The 16,848-nt window shown below is 70.8% G+C and carries 18 protein-coding genes and 1 pseudogene; 11 read left to right on the top strand and 8 right to left on the bottom strand.

Annotation, left to right across the window (positions count from 1 at the left end):
- Nucleotides 1-7: 7 nt before the first annotated feature.
- Together I6J71_RS23350 and I6J71_RS23345 are read right to left on the bottom strand one after the other, a co-directional pair.
- On the bottom strand, nt 8-544 hold the full coding sequence (locus I6J71_RS23350) for a pyridoxamine 5'-phosphate oxidase family protein (RefSeq protein WP_204096641.1): 537 nt from the start codon (nt 542-544) through the stop codon (nt 8-10).
- A 53-nt stretch (nt 545-597) separates the two neighbouring features.
- The gene (locus I6J71_RS23345) at nt 598-1,686 is read right to left on the bottom strand and encodes a serine hydrolase domain-containing protein (protein ID WP_204096640.1); all 1,089 of its coding nucleotides are present in this window, start codon (nt 1,684-1,686) and stop codon (nt 598-600) included.
- Nucleotides 1,687-2,145: 459 nt separating this feature from the next.
- Here I6J71_RS23345 and I6J71_RS23340 point away from each other — a divergent pair, with 459 nt between their 5' ends.
- From I6J71_RS23340 to I6J71_RS23330, 3 genes are read left to right on the top strand one after another with little or no spacing between them, the layout of a single operon-like run.
- The gene (locus I6J71_RS23340) at nt 2,146-2,760 is read left to right on the top strand and encodes an HPP family protein (protein ID WP_204096639.1); all 615 of its coding nucleotides are present in this window, start codon (nt 2,146-2,148) and stop codon (nt 2,758-2,760) included.
- Nucleotides 2,757-3,659 (top strand): universal stress protein, encoded by a 903-nt coding sequence (locus I6J71_RS23335; protein ID WP_204096638.1) that lies wholly within the window; start codon nt 2,757-2,759, stop codon nt 3,657-3,659. Before I6J71_RS23340 ends, I6J71_RS23335 begins: the two co-directional genes overlap by 4 nt.
- A complete protein-coding gene (locus I6J71_RS23330; protein WP_204096637.1) occupies nt 3,656-6,025 on the top strand; it encodes a phosphoketolase in 2,370 nt (789 codons plus the stop codon). Before I6J71_RS23335 ends, I6J71_RS23330 begins: the two co-directional genes overlap by 4 nt.
- 431 nt (nt 6,026-6,456) lie before the next feature.
- Here the strand turns inward: I6J71_RS23330 and I6J71_RS23325 are convergent, their stop codons facing one another.
- Nucleotides 6,457-6,879 carry an HPP family protein gene (locus tag I6J71_RS23325; protein WP_204096636.1) on the bottom strand — a complete coding sequence of 141 codons (423 nt, stop codon included), beginning with the start codon at nt 6,877-6,879 and terminating at the stop codon, nt 6,457-6,459.
- Between the two features lie 206 nt (nt 6,880-7,085).
- Here I6J71_RS23325 and I6J71_RS23320 point away from each other — a divergent pair, with 206 nt between their 5' ends.
- Nucleotides 7,086-7,685: a hypothetical protein gene (locus I6J71_RS23320; protein WP_204096635.1), complete on the top strand. Its 600-nt coding sequence runs from the start codon at nt 7,086-7,088 to the stop codon at nt 7,683-7,685.
- A gap of 140 nt (nt 7,686-7,825) precedes the next feature.
- Here the strand turns inward: I6J71_RS23320 and I6J71_RS23315 are convergent, their stop codons facing one another.
- On the bottom strand, nt 7,826-8,452 hold the full coding sequence (locus I6J71_RS23315; protein ID WP_204096634.1) for a hypothetical protein: 627 nt from the start codon (nt 8,450-8,452) through the stop codon (nt 7,826-7,828).
- A 565-nt stretch (nt 8,453-9,017) separates the two neighbouring features.
- Here I6J71_RS23315 and I6J71_RS23310 point away from each other — a divergent pair.
- Nucleotides 9,018-10,103, top strand: a complete 1,086-nt coding sequence (locus tag I6J71_RS23310) for an acetate/propionate family kinase (protein WP_204089243.1) — start codon at nt 9,018-9,020, stop codon at nt 10,101-10,103.
- A gap of 85 nt (nt 10,104-10,188) precedes the next feature.
- Here the strand turns inward: I6J71_RS23310 and I6J71_RS23305 are convergent, their stop codons facing one another.
- Nucleotides 10,189-10,527 (bottom strand): helix-turn-helix transcriptional regulator, encoded by a 339-nt coding sequence (locus I6J71_RS23305; protein WP_204096633.1) that lies wholly within the window; start codon nt 10,525-10,527, stop codon nt 10,189-10,191.
- A gap of 547 nt (nt 10,528-11,074) precedes the next feature.
- Between I6J71_RS23305 and I6J71_RS23300 the strand changes: the two genes are divergently transcribed.
- The 5 genes and pseudogenes from I6J71_RS23300 to I6J71_RS23280 all read left to right on the top strand — a co-directional run.
- Nucleotides 11,075-12,064: a hypothetical protein gene (locus tag I6J71_RS23300; RefSeq protein WP_204096632.1), complete on the top strand. Its 990-nt coding sequence runs from the start codon at nt 11,075-11,077 to the stop codon at nt 12,062-12,064.
- Nucleotides 12,065-12,145: 81 nt separating this feature from the next.
- Nucleotides 12,146-12,370, top strand: a complete 225-nt coding sequence (locus I6J71_RS23295) for a hypothetical protein (RefSeq protein ID WP_204096631.1) — start codon at nt 12,146-12,148, stop codon at nt 12,368-12,370.
- Complete coding sequence (locus tag I6J71_RS23290) at nt 12,367-13,224, top strand: hypothetical protein (RefSeq protein ID WP_204096630.1); 858 nt, start codon at nt 12,367-12,369, stop codon at nt 13,222-13,224. Before I6J71_RS23295 ends, I6J71_RS23290 begins: the two co-directional genes overlap by 4 nt.
- A 14-nt stretch (nt 13,225-13,238) precedes the next feature.
- Nucleotides 13,239-13,478: a hypothetical protein gene (locus I6J71_RS23285; RefSeq protein ID WP_204096629.1), complete on the top strand. Its 240-nt coding sequence runs from the start codon at nt 13,239-13,241 to the stop codon at nt 13,476-13,478.
- Between the two features lie 102 nt (nt 13,479-13,580).
- Nucleotides 13,581-13,808 (top strand): annotated as a pseudogene (locus tag I6J71_RS23280) (leucine zipper domain-containing protein); the annotation flags it as partial.
- On the opposite strand, the gene I6J71_RS23275 reads toward I6J71_RS23280, so the two are convergent.
- The 3 genes from I6J71_RS23275 to fmdA all read right to left on the bottom strand — a co-directional run bounded on the left by I6J71_RS23275 (nt 13,699) and on the right by fmdA (nt 15,983).
- A complete protein-coding gene (locus tag I6J71_RS23275) occupies nt 13,699-14,061 on the bottom strand; it encodes a hypothetical protein (RefSeq protein ID WP_204097642.1) in 363 nt (120 codons plus the stop codon). The pseudogene I6J71_RS23280 and the gene I6J71_RS23275 sit on opposite strands and share 110 nt — an antisense overlap.
- 211 nt (nt 14,062-14,272) lie before the next feature.
- The gene (locus tag I6J71_RS23270) at nt 14,273-14,425 is read right to left on the bottom strand and encodes a hypothetical protein (RefSeq protein WP_204096628.1); all 153 of its coding nucleotides are present in this window, start codon (nt 14,423-14,425) and stop codon (nt 14,273-14,275) included.
- Nucleotides 14,426-14,735: 310 nt separating this feature from the next.
- Complete coding sequence (gene fmdA / locus I6J71_RS23265) at nt 14,736-15,983, bottom strand: formamidase (RefSeq protein ID WP_204096627.1); 1,248 nt, start codon at nt 15,981-15,983, stop codon at nt 14,736-14,738.
- A gap of 545 nt (nt 15,984-16,528) precedes the next feature.
- Between fmdA and I6J71_RS23260 the strand changes: the two genes are divergently transcribed.
- The gene (locus tag I6J71_RS23260; protein ID WP_204096626.1) at nt 16,529-16,705 is read left to right on the top strand and encodes a hypothetical protein; all 177 of its coding nucleotides are present in this window, start codon (nt 16,529-16,531) and stop codon (nt 16,703-16,705) included.
- Nucleotides 16,706-16,848: the final 143 nt, after the last annotated feature.

Genomic DNA, 16,848 nt, shown 5'->3' with positions numbered 1-16,848 from the left:
GCTCGCCTCAGCTCCACTGGTAGCGGGTCTGGGACGACTCGCTGCCGATGGCGAAGGCGAACCCCTTGTCCGGCTGGACCCGGTAGAGCTGAACGTTGCCGGTCCGCACGGCGTCGCCGAGTTGGTACCAGGTTCCGTCCTCGCGGGTGAGGTGCCAGCCGTAGGCTTGTTCGAACGCGGTCGCCACGGCGTTCCTGGTGGCTTCGTCGGTGACCAGGCTCGCAGTGCCTTCGACGATGTGGTCCACGCCGGTCAGGGTGTCGGTTCCGGTGGTCAGCGCGCAGCGGGGGTTGACGCTGAGGTTCCTGGCTTTCTGCTCGCTGTCTCCGGTGGGGAACCACATCGCGCCGAAGGCCCAGATCGCCAGCACCGGCGTCACGTGGGGGCGCCCGTCCCGGCGCACCGTGCACAGCTGGAACTTCTGGATCCGGCGCAGTGCCCCCTCCGTCGCTTCCCACGGCGTCGGGCCGGCGCCCGGCGAGGAGAACGGGCGACAGAGGCTGGTGTGCGGCGCGGTCGAATCGACGGCCGGCTGACTGGACATGATCTTCTCCTTGTGCTCGTTCCGGATTCCGCCCCGGCGCGTCCGGGGAAGGGTCAGCTGGTCCCGGGGAGGTGGCCGGCCAGGATGGAGGTGACCGACAGCGCGGTGTCGAAGTCCGGCACCAGCCGGGTTTTCGTCAGCGCGAAGGTGACTCCGTGCGCGGGATCCGCGTAGGCGTAACTCCCGCCCCCGCCCGGCCAGCCGAACGCCACGGAGTTCTCCCAGGCAGGAGCGCCGATCCGGCCGATCGGGAAGCCCAGCGCCATCCGCACCGGAGGCCCGAAAACCTGGTCCGTACCCTCGAACGCGAGCGCGGACAGTTCCGCCAGCTGCGCGGAGTCCACGAGCTCGCCCTGCAGGACGGCGTTGTACATCGCGGCAAGGCCGCGCGCGGTGGCGATGCCGACCGACGGTATGTCGGCGCCCAGGATCTCGTCGTTGTTGTCGAACTCGGCACTCGGCCGGCTTTCCCACGGTGCCAGGATCGCGTCACCATCGTCCGGGCCGGCCGGCCATCCGCGCGCCTGCTCCAGACGCGCCAACCTCGGCAGCGCTTCCTCCGGAGCGGCGAAGTAGAGCTGCCCCTCGATCCCCAGCGGCGCGGTGATCCACCTGCGCAGCAGGTCGCACGGGGGCCGCCCGGTCGCGCGGCGGGCCAGCTCGCCGATGAGAAAGCCGAAGGTGTAGGCGTGATAGCCCATGGCGGTGCCGGGCCGCCACCGCGGCTCGGCGGCGGCCAGCGAGGCGCACACCCCGGACCAGTCGGGAAGCTCGCGGGGGGTGATCTCGCGCGGCAGGGCCGGAAGACCCGCCGTGTGGGTCAGCACGTGTCGCAGCGTCGCGCGGGCCTTGCCGTGCGCACCGAACTCGGGCCAGAGGTCCGTGAGCGGGCTGTCGTAACCGAGGAAACCACGCGCGACGAGCAGATGGGCGAGCGTGGCCGCCACGTTCTTGCCCGTGGAGAAGCTGAAGATCGGTGTCCTGGAGGTGAGCGGCCGCCCGGTGACGGGGTCGGCCGTGCCCGCTACCGCGTCGACGATCGGCACGCCATCCCGATAGACCGCGACCTGCAGGCCGGTCTCCGCACCGGTGCCGACGAGCGTATCGAGGTGACGCTGGATCTGTTCCTGTAGCTCACTCATCGCTGTCGCCGTCACCTCCCCCGGCCGTGCGGTGGCACCGCCTCTGCGGCCGGTGGCGGTGGTGCAGCCGCCGGCCCGTGCCCTCCCGCCCAGCATGCCAAATCCGCCGTCACGGCGCTGCCGGCTCCCGATTGCCCCAGCCAAAACCCCAGTCCCGGTCGACACGCTTCGGCCCTCCCGGGAGCCACCAGCCCGGTCGACACCCTGCCGACGGAGCCCGCAGCGATCCGCGCAACACCAGCGTGAGGTGGGAACGGAATTCGTCTCGCGGCAGGCCCGGAGGCACTCGAATCCGAGGGCTGCCTGCATCGGCTCGACAGCGCGTCGCGAGCAGCTGCGGACGCTCGTGCCGCGGCGCGGGTGAGGACGTTGGTCCTCGGCACGGGTGACTCCGGACCGGCGTGTCGGGCCCCGCCGGTTGCCTATTTTCAGTGCACTCCACGGGAAAAGGAGAACCCGATGCGTGCACGAGACCTGATGTCCGCGCCGGTGGTGACGGTCCACCCGTGGGCTCCGGCCAAGGAGGCCGCCGAAGTGCTGTCCGGGCATGGTTTCACCGCGTTGCCGGTGGTCGACGAAGACGAACGTCTCGTCGGCATCGTCACCGAAGCGGACCTGATCCGTGGCCGGATCCCGGCCGACGCGCGGTCGGCGTACCTGCGCCCCGAACCCCCCGTACCGGTCGACACGACGGTGGCGCAGGTGATGACCGCGCCGGTCACCGCGATGTCCTCCGGCACCGATGTGGCCGACCTGTGCCAGGCGCTGGTCGACGCGAGGATCCGGGCGATGCCGATCGTCGATGGCAGCCGTGTGGTCGGGATCGTCACGCGCGGCGACGTGGTGCGGATCCTGGCGCGTGCGGACTCGGCGATCGCGGCGGATGTGCGGCACCGGCTGGAGATCTACGGCGGGACGGGCCGCTGGCAGGTCGAGGTCCACGAGGGGCTGGTGCGGATCGCCGACCGCTTCGACGACGAGACCGATCGGCACGTCGCCACCTTGCTCGCGCTCGCCGTGCCCGGCGTCGTCGGCGCGGAAACCGTCTCGGCCGGAGAGGACCGGTGGTCATGACAACGCGCACCAGCACCACGGTCGTGGTCGGAGCCGACGGATCGCAAGGCGCGGACGACGCGGTGCGCTGGGCCGCGCGGCTCGTGTCCGGGCGGGCACTTGAACTGGAGGTCCTGCATTGCCTGCAGGTGCCGGCCCTCTACTACGGCAGTGGGCTGGCGGGGAGCGAGGTGCTCGTCGAGCAGCTCCGGCAGGAGGGTGACCGCATCGTCGTGAAGGCGCGGGAGCTGGCGCTCTCGATCGACGGGTCGCTGGCCGTGCGCACGGAGGTGCTCAACACAGCCGCGCCTGCCGGTCTGCTCGACCGGTCGCGGCGCGTCCGGATGGTGGTGGTCGGCCGGAGCGGGACCGGCGGGTTCGCCGGCATGCTCGTCGGTGCCACGGCGGCCACTGTCGCGAGCCACGCCGACTGCCCGGTGGCGGTGGTCCGCGGCCGGCACGGCGAAAGTCCGGGCGTGCCGGACGGCCCCGTCGTGGCCGGCGTCGACTGCACCCCGAACAGCGAAGCCGCCATCGCGGTGGCGTTCGAAGAAGCCGCTTTCCGCGGTGTCCCGCTCGTCGCGGTGCACGCGTGGAACGACGTCACGTACGACTCGACCGCCGGCACCGCCCGGTTGATGCCGCAGCCGGAATCGATCGCGCCGACGGAGGAGCGGCTCCTGGCGCAGCGGCTGGCGGGCTGGCAGGAGAAGTTCCCCGACGTCGAGGTCCGCCGGGCACTGGTCCGGGACCGGCCGCAGCACACGCTGCTCGCCGAGTCCGAGCGGGCCCAGCTGGTGGTCGTCGGCAGCCGCGGGCGCGGCGGGTTCGCCGGGATGCTCCTCGGCTCCACGAGCCAGGCGCTGATCCAGCACGCTTCGTGCCCGGTGCTGGTGGTGCGGCCGGAGTCGAAGCGATGACGGCTCTCGACACCACGGCGGCAGCGCTGTCCCCGGTCGAGCTGGCTCAGCTCGACGCGCAGTGGCGGGCGGCCAACTACCTCGCGGCGGGGCAGATCTATCTGATGGGCAACCCGCTGCTGCGGGAACCGCTCGTGGCTGGACAGGTCAAACCGCGCCTGCTCGGGCACTGGGGGACCTCGCCGGGACTGAACTTCGTCTACGCCCACCTCAACCGCGCCATCCTCACCCACGACCTCGACGCGATGTTCGTGACCGGTCCCGGGCACGGCGGACCTGCCCTCCGGGCACACACGTGGCTTGAAGGAACGTACTCCGAGCTGTGGCCCGAAGTTCCGCGTGACGAGGAAGGCATGCGCCGGCTCTTCCGGCAGTTCTCCTTCCCAGGTGGCGTACCGAGTCACGTTTCCCCCCACGTGCCGGGGTCGATCCACGAAGGCGGTGAGCTCGGCTACTCGCTCGCCCATGCTTTCGGTGCCGCGTTCGACAACCCCGGCTTGCTCGTCGCGTGCGTGGTCGGCGACGGTGAGGCCGAGACGGGCCCGCTGGCCACGAGCTGGCAGGCGAGCCGGTTCCTCGACCCGGGCCGGGACGGCGCGGTGCTGCCGATCCTGCACCTCAACGGCTACAAGATCGCCAACCCCACGCTGTTGTCCCGGATCCCGCCGGCCGAGCTGGACGCGTTGCTGCGCGGCGCCGGCTGGGCCCCCACGTACGTGGAGGGCGCCGAACCCGCGGTGATGCACCAGGCGATGGCGGCCGCGCTCGACGCCGTGGTCGCCGATCTGGCGGTGCTGCGCCGCGGTCGCCGGGCGCGGCCCTGGCCGATGATCGTGCTGCGCTCACCGAAAGGCTGGACCGGACCGGCCACAGTGGACGGACGACAGGTGGAGGGCACCTGGCGCGCGCACCAGGTGCCGCTCGCGCGGGTGCGGGAGGACCCGGAGCACCTGCGGGCGCTGGAGGAGTGGCTGCGGTCCTACCGGCCCGACGAGCTGTTCGACGAGCGGGGCCGCCCCACCGCGGCGGTCACGGCGTTGATTCCCCGAGGCGACCGGCGCATGGGCGCGAACCCGCACGCCAACGGCGGCGTGCTGCTGCGTCCGCTCGACCTCCCCGGCCTCGCCGAGCACGCGATGCCGGTGGTCGAACCGGGTGCGACGTCCGCGGAGCCGACGCGGGCGCTGGGCCGCTTCCTGCGTGAGGTGTTCCGGCGCAACGCCGAGAGCGCGAACTTCCGGTTGTTCGGGCCGGACGAGACGGCGTCCAACCGGCTCGACGCCGTGTATGACGTCACGGCAAAAGCGTGGCAGCTGCCCCTCGCTGCGCCCGACGAGCACCTGGCACCCGACGGCCGCGTGCTGGAGGTGCTCTCGGAGCACCTGTGCCAGGGCTGGCTCGAGGGGTACCTGCTCAGCGGCCGCCACGGCCTGTTTTCGTGTTACGAGGCGTTCGTGCACATCGTCGACTCGATGGCCAACCAGCACGTCAAGTGGCTGCGCACCCACCGCGCTGTCCCGTGGCGGCGGCCGGTGGCGTCGCTGAACTACCTGCTCACGTCGCACGTGTGGCGGCAGGACCACAACGGTTTCTCCCACCAGGACCCCGGGTTCGTCGACCACGTGGCGAACAAGAGCCCGGAGGTCGTGCGCGTGTACTTGCCGCCGGACACCAACACGCTGCTGGAGGTCGCCGCGCACTGCTTGCGCAGTCGTGACTACGTGAACGTGATCGTGGCGGGCAAGAACGAGACGCCGGACTGGCTCGACCCGCAGGAAGCCGCGCTGCACTGCGCGCGTGGTGTGGGGATCTGGGAGTGGGCGAGCACGCACCTCGACCGCGAGCCCGACGTCGTGCTCGCCTGCGCCGGGGATGCCCCGACACTGGAGGTCCTCGCGGCCGCGTCGATCCTGCGAACCGAGCTGCCCGACCTCGCCGTGCGGGTCGTGAACGTCGTGGACCTCATGCGGCTGCAACCGGCCGCTGAACACCCGCACGGGCTGGGCGACCGCGAGTTCGACGCCCTGTTCACCCCGGACCGGCCGGTCATCTTCGCCTACCACGGCTACCCATGGCTCATCCACCGGCTGGCCTACCGCCGCACCAACCACGCCGAACTCCACGTCCGTGGCTACACCGAGCACGGCACCACGACAACGCCGTTCGACATGCTGGTGCTCAACCGCATGGACCGATTCCAGCTCGTGATCGACGTGCTCGACCGCGTCCCGGGACTTGTCTCCACCGCCGGCGTGCTGCGCCAGCGGATGACCCAGGCGCAGGACCGGCATCGCCGGTGGATCACCGAGCACGGGGAAGACCTGCCGGAAGTGCGGGAGTGGCGGTGGCCGGGCGCCAACGCCTGAGCAGCCGGCACACCGCGCCGGTGCCGGGCTGCGGGCATCCTCGGGGATCACGAGACCACCACGGGACAGCGGGAGCGGTGCACGCACGCCTGGGAGACGCTGCCAGACCAGGCCGCGCGCCGTGGCGCCGACGACGAGGAGGTCGGCCGACGCGGGTGATCAGCCCGGTGTCCGGATCGCCGTGGGCGCAGACCGGGCCGTTCGGCGCGTCCCGGAATTCCGCGAGGGGCTCGGTCGGTGCGCTTCGGAAGCGGGAACACTGCTGCGCTGCCACGCCATCGGGTGAGTTCCATGTCCGAAGTGGACCGGCCACGGCGGCGCCCGGCCAAGGGTCTTGGCGTCGCGTTCGGGGCGCCGCCGGACGTGCGGGGCGATGGTGCTCCCCTGCGTCGCCCGAGCACGCTGCCGTCCCGGCCCGCCGATCGGCGGGCTCAGGGTTGCCCGGCGGCGGGCAGGACGCGCAGTACGTCCTGGAACGTCACCACTCCGACCAGCAGCTCGTGCTCCACGACGGGCAGCGCGCGTACACCCGCGTCCGTCATGCGACGGGCGAGCTCGGCCGGATCGAGGTCGGCGGGCACGGCCACGCCGGGGGTGTGCATGACGGCTTCGACAGTGTCGGAGCCGGCCGCCGGCGTGGCACGGCGGTCGGCGTTACCGAGCTCCCGGGCCGGGTCCGGGAAACCGGCCCGCACGAGGTCGGCTTCGTCCACGACACCGACGAGCCTGCCACCGGCGTCGACCACGGGGAGGCTGGTGAACCCGCGGCAGAGCATCTCGCGCGCGGCCTCCGCGAGCGACGCGGACGGCGTCACCGCGAGCACCGGCGTGGACATGATGTCACGCGTCTCCATGGTGGTTCTCCGTTCGTGAGCGCCCGGTTCGACCTTGACGGCCGCGGCGCCGGCCCGCCAAGGGGCTTCGGTCCTCGGATGAGCCGCCTCCGGCCTCGGCCGTGAGGACCGGCGGCCCGTCGCGCCGGGTACAACGGCTCTTCGACCGGCCCGGACCGCGGCCCAAGCTGGAGGGAGCACGCCCGGGCAAAGGGGAGGTGCGAGACGTGAACCCGCCGGCGAACCGCCGGCCGCGGTGGCGGCACCTGCTGGTGCCCGGCCGTGGCTCGGTGGCGCGGACGTCGGACCGGGTGCAGGCGGGCCTGCTGCTCCTGGTGGTCCTGCTGACGCTCGCGGCGGTCCCGGCCTTGGCGACGGCCGGCTCCGCCTTCTCCGTCGCACAGAAGCAGCAGTCAGCGCGCGAGCTCGGCGAACGCCGGCCGGCGACGGCGACGTTGCTCGCCGACGGCCCGCCGGACTCCGTCGCGGGCCGCAGCGGCGAGGCCCGCCCTCCGGCGCCTGCCGACGCGATGTGGTCCGGCCCCGGCGGTGAGCGCCACTTCGGACTCGTGGACGCCCCCGCCGGCAGCCGGCGCGGCGATCAGGTCCCGATCTGGCTGGACCGCTCGGGCGCCCCCGTCGCCGCGCCCCTGTCCGCCGTCGCTGCGGTGGTCAACGCGGTCTGTGCGGCGATCGGGTTGTACTTCGTCACGTGCCTGGCGCTCGCGCTGGTTTACGGCGGCGCCGCGTTAGCCCTCAACCGGTACCGCGCCGGGCGGTGGCAGCGGGAGTGGTACTCCGAGCTTGCGAAGCGGTCGCGCTCCTGAGTCGTCCGGCGCTCGCGCGGAAGCCTGCGTGGGTCTCGGTACGGGCAGCCGCCCCGCCCGTCGCGGAGGCCGAAGCCACGGCGACCGCTGAGCCGGTTCGCCCGCCGGAATCGTGGCGGAGACCGGCCCGAACCGACGGCTCAGTCGTCGCGGCTGTAGGTGGCCAGCGACCGCTCGCGTGCCTCCCGGTCGATGGTGCGCACCAGGGTGGTCTGGGCCATTCGGGCGAACGGGTAGGCGACGCGCCAGTACCGGCGGAACTTCAGCCAGCTCTGCGGATCGGTGAGCTGCACGCGGGAGTCGATCGTCAGCAGACTGCGGTGGACCCCGTAGGGACGGACGCCGAAGGTGATGACCAGCTTGCCGTAACCGGGTTCGCTGAATTTCTCGAAGTCCTCCGGTTCGACCCGCCGCAGGGTGATGACGGGCCGCCAGAACTTCCCGGCGACGCCGACCGCGAACTCGGTGCCGGGGTGCTCGCCGAGCAGCGTCCAGTCCGATCCGCTGTCGAGGTCGTCCACCGTCAGGCGGGTCGGCTGCCGCGGCGGGCCGTGCCGGGTGCCGCGCCAGCGCTGGGGCAGTTCGCGCAGCCGCTCTGCCGCGGTCAGCAGTCCACTGTGGATGTCGGTGAGGTCGAGGTCCCGGGCCGCGGCGTAGGTGTCCTTGACCGGCGCGTCGACGATCGTGTGGCGCACGAGCGAGAAGTGCGGGTGCGGGGCGAACCGGTCGCCGAGCAGGTCTTGCGCCCGTGCTTGCTGTTGCGTCATCGATCCTCCTCAGGGTGCGCGTGGAGCTCCAGGATCGATGGCGGTGCACCGGCGGCACTAGGAGCGGAGGGCGCGTCTCGGGGTTGATTTCGTCACCGCCGCAAAGGGACTTCCTGCCCTGTCCCGGGGGTTGTGCGGTTTCCCGTCCATCGGACAGTGACGGCCGGCGCGCTACCGAGCGCGGGATGAAACCGGTTTCAAGGCCAAAGCCGAGGTGCTCGATGGCTGGGTACGTCCGGTTGTCCGCGTGGTGTGACGCGGGACCTTAGACCTTCGCCTTCGGGCAGTCCGGCCGCGTCGGCCGATCCACGCGACGGCGTTTCCTGGCTTCCGGATCGAAAGCGGGGGAGAGGAGTGAGCATGCCGGGACTGCCGCCCGGTTCCCGGCCGCCAAACGTCGCCGCCTGGCCGGACGATCAGGCGCGGATCGAAGAGTCTGCTGAGGACGGAAAGCGCACCGCGTCGCGAGGCGCGTGGCCGTCGACGACGTTCGCGTGCACTTGGAGCAAGTGACAGCACTGATCCGTTTGCCCGTCTACCCGGCTGATCGGACTGAGGAGTGACCGTGCGAGTCCTGACCCTTAATCCTGGTTCGTCGAACCTGAAAGCCGCCTTGGTCGAAGACGGCATCGCCGTGGGTTGGACGGCGTGGCAGCTGACCGAACCGCGGCTGGTCTTGGATGCGGTGCACCGCTGGGCGCGCCCGGACGCGGTCGCGGTTCGTTTCGTCCACGGCGGCTCGCAGAAGGCGCCGGCGCTGGTGACCGACGACCTGCTGGCGAACCTGGAGCGGCTCGTGCCGCTCGCGCCGCTGCACCAGCCCGCGTCGTTGTCGGTGGCCCGCGCGGTGCGGGCTCTGTTGCCCGGTGTGCCGGTGGTGGCGTGCTTTGACACCGCGTTCCACTCGGGCCTGCCCGCTGCCGCCGCGCATTACCCGCTGCCGCGTGCGTGGACGCGGCAGGGCCGGTTGCGCCGTTACGGGTTCCACGGCTTGTCGTGCGGTTACGTGGTGCGCCGCGCCGCGGTCCTGCTGGGAAAGGTGGCAACGGATCTGCAGCTGGTGTGTGCGCATGTCGGCGCGGGCGTGTCGGTCACTGCCGTGCGTGACGGCGCGAGCGCTGACACGTCGATGGGGTTCACGCCGCTGGAGGGGCCTGCGATGGCCACCCGATCGGGCTCGATCGACCCGGGGCTGCTGCTGCACGTGATGAAGACGGCGCCGATGGGGCCGGAGGAGATGAGCGAGGCGCTCTACCAGCGGTCCGGGATCGCGGGCATGTGCGGCGGTAGCGGTGATCTGGGTTCGGCGCTGGTCGCGGCCGCGGCCGGCGATCCGGACGCGAAACTGGCCGTCGAGGTCTACGTGCACCGGCTGCGGCGGGAGATCGGCGCCCTGGCGACGAACCTCGATCGGCTCGATGCCCTCGTGTTCACCGGCGGAGTGGCCGAGTACCAGCCGGAGGTGGTTGCCGCTGTCACCGCCGGTCTCGGCGTACTGGGCCTGCGCGTGGCCCCGTTGGAGCGCACCGACGCCGACCGGGTCATCAGCGCGCCGGGCTCGGCGGCACCCGTGCTGATCGTGCGGACCCGGGAAGAACTCGAGCTCGCCCGCGGCGCCGAAGCCATCCTGCGCGAACGGGTGCCGCGATGACCAGCATGGCCGAACCGGCGGTGACGTCATCCTGCTCGCACAGTGCAGGCCGTGCTTCCCCGTGGGAACGGCGACGGTCCAGGCGTCAACGATCGGCGGCCGGTGTGCGCAGATCCTCCAGGAGCTCGATCTGTCCCGACAGGACGCCGGTCAGGATCCGGCGGGCCACTGCCAGCAGCTCGGCGACGTAAGGGCTCGTCAGCGAGTAGAAAACGGTGGAGCCTTCTTTACGGGTGGTCACGAGGCCGGCCCGGCGAAGTACCGCCAGTTGCTGGGAGAGGTTCGCGGGCTCGACTCCGACTTCCGGCAGCATCTCGGCGACGGCGTGCTCGCGCTGACTGAGCAATTCCAGGACTCGGATCCGCGCCGGGTGCCCCAGTGTCTTGAAGAACTCGGCTTTCAACTGGTACAGGGGCCTGCTCACCCGGTTCGCTCCTCACGCGCTCGCCGCTGCCCACGCGACGCCGCCGTCGTGGTCATGCCGTCGATCGTCCTCCCCGTCCACACCATCTTGGCACCCGGCACAGCAGTTGCACTGTTGCGAATTTTCTAATCCTAGCAAAAGTGTGACTCGAGTGGGGAGCTTCGCCGGGTCGCGCCCGGCGGTGGCGGCCTGCGCCGCACGCCGGTTGCTGTCCCCGCGGGGTTACCCCGGCCGAGGGTTTGCGCTGCGGGCGGCGCGCCCTCGGCGTCATGGCGCCGGGGTTGGGGGCTTGACCTGGCGTGAGCAGTCTCGAGCAGGAGCCGGGGCGGTAGTGGTGGTCGCCGATGCGAAGTCGTTTGCGGGGGACCAGGGCAGTAGCGGCCGGGCGGGCGGCGCGGGGACGCCGCAGGTCGCTTGTGCCGGCGCGGCGTGGTCGCCGGCTCGTCCGTTTTCGATGCGTACACCGAGCCGGAGTGCATGCCGGTGCAAGCGGAAGCGACAGCTGGCGACCGCGAGTCCGAGTGGGTGCGCGCCGCCAACCTCGTCGATGTCGCGCTGCCGACGTGAGCGGGCACGGCTCAGCGAACCTTGCGCCATCACCAGCTCGAACCGCTTCGACGCCGACAGCGGTCTCGACCTCGCAGGCGTGCCGCACTTAAGGTGTGTAGAAGTTGCAAAATTCTTCAACCATGCACAACATGAGGCCGTGAATTTCCCGGGGAGGCGTGCCGGTCGTGGCGACGCGAAGCGGGCGATCGCCGTCGTCTCGGACGGCTCCGCCCTCACCGTGGTCGACGGCACTGCCACGCTCGCGCTCGTGCTCACGGGCTACGCCAACCTGCTCCGCTACCTCACCGGGCTTCAGGTCGACGTGTGCCCGGTCGGGGAAGACGGCGGCGACGAGCTCGCGACCCGGGTGCAGGCTGTAGCGCGCGACTACCGGTGTGTCTTTCTCACGCACGCCGAACCAGCCCGGTCCGAGGACATCCAGCGCCGGTCACGGCGATGGGGTGGCGGCTGCGTCGTGACCGACCACGACGCCATGGCCATCGCCCTCGCCGCGGCCGCGCAAGCAGCCCTCGCCGGCCGTGGTGGAGTCGCGCGTGACAACAAGGTGCTCGCGGTCGGCTCCCGGCAGCTGCCGGCCCTGGCGGGGCTGCTCGTCGCCTCGGGTGTGGGTGATCTGGTGCTGTGGAACGCGGCCGGCTCAGCGCCCGGTTCCGCAGCCCACGCGGACGTGATCATCGATGTGCTCGGCGGTGTCGCCCCGCGGGCGGCGACCGGTCCTGTGGTCATCACGCGCGGCGATGCCCACGCCGCCCCGTACGCCGCAGCCGGGGTGTTGTCGGCCGCGGCCCGGAGCGGTCAGCTGACCTGCGGTTCGGAGGTTTACGGCACCGTTGCGAACGTGCTCGCAGCCGAGGCCGCGCCTGATTGGCATCTGGACCACCCTGCGGCCCGTTCCCTGGTCAATCGCATCACCGCGGCGCTCCTCGCCGGATCCCGTGCCGACCGTTGGCCGTGCCGGATTTGGTAGGCGTCACACTGCCGAAGAGTTGCAAAAATACGAAATTGACAACATTATGTGTTTGAAGAGCTGGGCAGGACGGGAACGACGGTGGAGAGTCAGTTCGTCGGCGAGCTGCGGCGCGGGATCGTCGCGGCGCAGGATGCGTCGATCGCCGCGGCGGAAGCTGGGCAGCCGGACGAGGCGGATCTCCACCGCGGCCGGCTCGCGGACCTGTTGCACCTCGCCGGTGAGCACGACGTCGACACCGCCGGGTTGGTGCGGCCCGACGTACTGGCTGCGCCGGCCGACGACCGAGCAGCACTCAGCGAATGACGAGTGGCACGGTGGCGACCGCGTCCGGGCTGGCGATCGTCGGTGACGGCAGCGCCTCGGGCTGGATGCGGGCACACGAGGCCGGCGCGGTGCTGGCCGAGCTCGAATCCGATGCGGGGCTGTTGCGTGCACACACAGCGCTGAACCCCCAGGCCGTTGCCGTCGCCGCACGCGACGAGGAGGACCTCGCCGCGGCCATCCGCGCACTGCCCGCCGGAATAAGCACGATCTTCCTCGCCCGGACGGAGCCGGGGCGCGCCCGTGCCGTGCAACGTGATCTGGCGCGGGAAGGCTGCAGCCGGATCATCACCGAGCAGGACACCCGTGCCATCGCACTCGTCGCGATGACACTCGTCTCGCTGCGTCGTCGTGCCGTCGCGCCCTTCAACGCCAGGGTTGTGGTCACCGGCAGTCCGGCGGTGCCGGTGCTGTTGCCATTGCTCATGGCGTGCGGCGTCGGCGACATCTCTTCGTGGCGCACCGAGGACGCGCGAGCGTTTCCGCTGTCGGTCATCGCCCGGGACGTCGACGCGGTGATCGACCTCGCCGGCGCCGCAGCCGACCTCGACCTCGACGCCGGCGTCGACGTGATCTCCGAAGTCCTGGCTGCGGGCGATCCGGTCGCGCACCTGCTGGCACTCCCGGGATTGGTGCGTGCGCTCGGAACGGCGCCGGTCAGCGAGGCCGACGGCGCGGCGATCGAGCGGTTCGGCGTGCATCGCGCCACCGCCCACGCACTCGCGAGCCTGACGCCCGTCGACCGGATGTTGCCGGATCTCGCCGACCCCGATCTGACCACCCGGGTCGCGCGCGCGGTCTCCGAAGCGCTGGCACCACCGCCGTTCGCCCCCTGATCGGGCATTCGCTCATGGACAAGCCGTCCGAGACCGCCGGGCGGGACGACGATCACCGGCACTTCCCCACCGGAAGCTCGGTGGAGGTCGTCAGTGGCCAGTACGCGGGTGATCGCGGCACCGTGCTGGACATGGAGCCGGGCCTGCGACCCCGCTCGGTGTGGGTCGCCCTCGACGCAGCCGGCACGCACCTCATCCCCGGCGTGCGCCTTACCCGCTTCCCGCCTCCGGCGCCCGCAGCCGGCAACTCTTAGCCGTTGCGGGTCAGGACATTGGTGTCGGCTGGCGGGGCCTGAGCATGGGGCGGGTCTTTCGGCGGCAGGACGAAGAAGTGCGAGCCTCTCGTCCGTCGAGCCATGCACCACAATGCCCGCTGTCTGTCGAGGGCCGCTCTCGTTGCGCGTTGCCAGACCCGCCCGCTCGCCCATGTCGCTGGTGAGATGGGCATCTCCCGCCAATGCGCCAGCAAAGGAGTCAACCGCTCCCGGCGCCACGGCGAGACAGGCCGGCTAGACCTGGCCAGCGTCCCGCACCACCAGCCCACCGCCACCCGCACAGTTCGAAGGCGGGCATCTGATCGTCGGTGACCTGGGCGGAGCCGGAGCACTCGTCGGTGAACAGGAAGACGTGGTAGATGACTGCGGGGAGGCCGGCGATCGGCGTCTCGGTCCACGGGTCGAGTTCGCCATTCTCTACCGACAGTTCGGCGAGGGTCTTCGGGCTGTCGATCGGCTTCGATGCCGAGACGAGCGCACCGCCGTGGTCGGTCCACGAGTAGCCGAAGTCAGGTGGGCTGTTTCGTATCTTCGCGCGGATGTCGTCGGGTGGGTCGGCCACGACGGCGGCGGCTCGGTCCCTGGCGAGCGGGCTGCACGGGTCCGCGTCGAATGGTCAGGGTCGACGGGCCGGTCGACCTGGATGAACGGCAGCGGCGCCCCGTTCCGTGCCGGACCCGGCGGCTGGGACAGCATGCGGCCCGGCTTTCCAGCCCGGACCCACCAAGCAGACCCGCAGGGGGGACCACAATCCCGGCAACCAACCAAGGCCCTCATGCCGGGGCCGCCGACGGCTCGACGTGTCGCTGCTTCTCCTCGCCCATTGCGAATACCGGCAGGTCAGGGATATCCGGGAAATCGGTGTCGGTACGCACCGGGATGCGACTGTGCCACATCATCTGCGCATCGCGGAGCGGCGCGGTCATGACCGCAGCACGACGCCGAGCAGTCACGTTCCCTTACTCTGGGTTCCGTCAGGTGACGGAACGTGCCCGGGCACCGTACCGCGGCGACCCACCCGGCAATGCGGAACCGGACGGTGATTGCCGACGTCGCGGTGGATGCGTCCCGCGAGTGCGAACAGCGTCCGAACCGGTTCCGCGCGACCGGTGACGTTCGTCGAGCCCCGCGGGCCCGTGCAGCGCAGCACCAGGGAAACGCCCGACTTGGACTGCCAGCCGGGCGTTTCCCCGCTCTCCGTTGACAACCGAAGAAAGGTCGGCGTCGCTGTGACGGTCAGGACGTGACCGCGCACTGGCCGCGATCGGCACTCACCGGCCCTTCACTCGTGGGGCGCACGTCGAAGTCGAAGATCTCCGTGGGTACGTAGAGTGTGCAACACGCATTGGGGATGTCCACGATGCCGCTGATGCGGCCTTCGATGGGCGCAGACCCGAGCAGCAGGTAGGCCTGCTCGCCCGTGAAGCCCCACTTCTTGAAGTACTCCACCGCGTTGAGGGCGGCGTTGCGGTAGGCCACGGTCGCGTCGAGGTAAAGGTTCTCGTCGGTCTCGCGGTCCACCGAGACGCCGACGAAGGACAGGAACTCGGAATACCGGGGTTCGACGTTTCCCGGCATGAACACCGGATTCGTGGTGATGCCGTACTTCTCCATGCCGCCTTTGATGAGGTCGACGTGGAAGTCGATGAATCCGCCCATCTCGATGGCGCCGCAGAAGGTGATTTCGCCGTCGCCCTGGCTGAAGTGCAGGTCGCCGCCGGAGAACTTGGCGTCGTCCACGTACACGGGGTAGAAGACCCGCGACCCCCGGGTGAAGTTCTTGATGTCGTGGTTCCCGCCGTTCTCCCTCGCCGGCACCGTACGGGCGCCCTCGCGGGCGATCCGGTCGGCGGTCGACCCGTCGGCCGTTCCGGCGAGTGTCCCTTCGAGCAACGGCGGCAGGCCCAGCGGCGGTACGCGGTCGGGCTCGCGGTCCACCAGCGCCTGCTCCCTGCGGTTCCACCGCTGGAGCAGTTCGGCGGAAGGCGCGGTGCCGAACAGGCCGGGGTGGGTGATGCCGGTGTAGCGGATGCCCGGCAGGTGCCTCGAGGTGGCCTGCTGACCGTGGAAGTCCCAGATCGCCTTGTAAGCGTCGGGGAAGTAGTCGGTCAGGAATCCGCCGCCGTTGGCCTTCGCGAACACCCCGGTGTAGCCCCAGCCCTGCCCCGGCGCGTCGCCGACCTCCTGAGGAACCGGGCCGAGGTCGAGGATGTCCACGACGAGCAGGTCACCGGGCTGGGCACCCTCGACGCCGATGGGCCCGCTGAGCATGTGGCAGCGGTTCAGGTCGACGTCGCGTACGTCGTTGGCCGAATCGTTGTTGCCGAGCTGCGCGTCGGTCCATTCCCGGCACTCCACGCGGAACTCCTGCCCGGGACGGACCATGGCGGCGACCGGCACGTCCGGGTGCCACCGGTTGTGGCCCGGCACCGCCTGATCGCGCATGGATTTCGTTTGGTCGACGCTGAACACGATTTCTGGCATGCGAACTCTCCTCTGGTTGCCGGCCGTTCATCAGGTTCGCCCGCCGTTCTCGGGTCGGCAACCGATGAAGCTCCTGGTCAGATCGGCGGCGGCCGGTGGAAAAACCGACGCCTCGATTACGCAAAACCCGAGTTCGTCGAGAAATCTGAAATTCTGCACAATGCCTTTGTCGTAGTCGCGCGACCTGTATCCCGCCCCGGGTGACAAGCCTCGACGGCTCCGGCCACGCGCGCTCACGCCCGACTCCGCGGCCGGTGGCGCCGCGACATCGCCCTGCTTGCGGGCTACTTTCCGTGACGGTCTGGGCCGGTTCGCCCGGACGTTCGGCCACTCCCGAGACCAGGGCGGCACAAACCCCACGCAGCGACTCGAACGGGATCGCGCTGTTCGCAGCGTATTCGCAGGTCGCGCGGGAATGTCAAGGGCAACGAAAAACCACGTTCCGGCTTGACGTAAGGTATATCGGTTCGTTATCTTTCGTCAACTTGCATTGGCTGCCGTTGCGGGCGTCGAACCAATGCTGATCAAGAAACCGGTGGAGCCTCGTGGAAGCCAAGTCCGACGACGACGGTTCGATGGAGTACGTCGTCCTCACCGCATGGGAATGCGCCAGGTGCGAGGTCGCCGGGCGGACGCCACCGGGGGCAGCCGTCGAGTGCTGGAGCTGCGGCGGCTCGGTCGTGATCACCGCCCGCCCCGGCATCCGGCGCGTCATCGGGTAGCGCACGCCTGCCCACCAGCCGGTTTCCGTCGGCGCCAGGCCGCCGGGTGATGCTGCTCGCCGGCCGCGGGCAACCACCACCGCCAGGCAGACGCCGGCGCGGCGGGGCTCGCGCGGGAACGGGTCGGTGGCGTCCCGAGTTGA

The sequence above is a fragment of the Amycolatopsis sp. FDAARGOS 1241 genome (genome assembly GCF_016889705.1).
Lineage (GTDB): Bacteria > Actinomycetota > Actinomycetes > Mycobacteriales > Pseudonocardiaceae > Amycolatopsis.
This window is presented reverse-complemented; position numbering and strand designations above follow the sequence as displayed.

Bases quoted from the DNA above. Each gene is read 5' to 3' on its own strand.
- I6J71_RS23350 (WP_204096641.1), bottom strand. From the start codon at position 544: ATGTCCAGTCAGCCGGCCGTCGATTCGACCGCGCCGCACACCAGCCTC.
- I6J71_RS23345 (WP_204096640.1), bottom strand. From the start codon at position 1,686: ATGAGTGAGCTACAGGAACAGATCCAGCGTCACCTCGATACGCTCGTC.
- I6J71_RS23340 (WP_204096639.1), top strand. From the start codon at position 2,146: ATGCGTGCACGAGACCTGATGTCCGCGCCGGTGGTGACGGTCCACCCG.
- I6J71_RS23335 (WP_204096638.1), top strand. From the start codon at position 2,757: ATGACAACGCGCACCAGCACCACGGTCGTGGTCGGAGCCGACGGATCG.
- I6J71_RS23330 (WP_204096637.1), top strand. From the start codon at position 3,656: ATGACGGCTCTCGACACCACGGCGGCAGCGCTGTCCCCGGTCGAGCTG.
- I6J71_RS23325 (WP_204096636.1), bottom strand. From the start codon at position 6,879: ATGGAGACGCGTGACATCATGTCCACGCCGGTGCTCGCGGTGACGCCG.
- I6J71_RS23315 (WP_204096634.1), bottom strand. From the start codon at position 8,452: ATGACGCAACAGCAAGCACGGGCGCAAGACCTGCTCGGCGACCGGTTC.
- I6J71_RS23300 (WP_204096632.1), top strand. From the start codon at position 11,075: ATGTCGCGCTGCCGACGTGAGCGGGCACGGCTCAGCGAACCTTGCGCC.
- I6J71_RS23290 (WP_204096630.1), top strand. From the start codon at position 12,367: ATGACGAGTGGCACGGTGGCGACCGCGTCCGGGCTGGCGATCGTCGGT.
- I6J71_RS23285 (WP_204096629.1), top strand. From the start codon at position 13,239: ATGGACAAGCCGTCCGAGACCGCCGGGCGGGACGACGATCACCGGCAC.
- I6J71_RS23270 (WP_204096628.1), bottom strand. From the start codon at position 14,425: ATGACCGCGCCGCTCCGCGATGCGCAGATGATGTGGCACAGTCGCATC.
- fmdA (WP_204096627.1), bottom strand. From the start codon at position 15,983: ATGCCAGAAATCGTGTTCAGCGTCGACCAAACGAAATCCATGCGCGAT.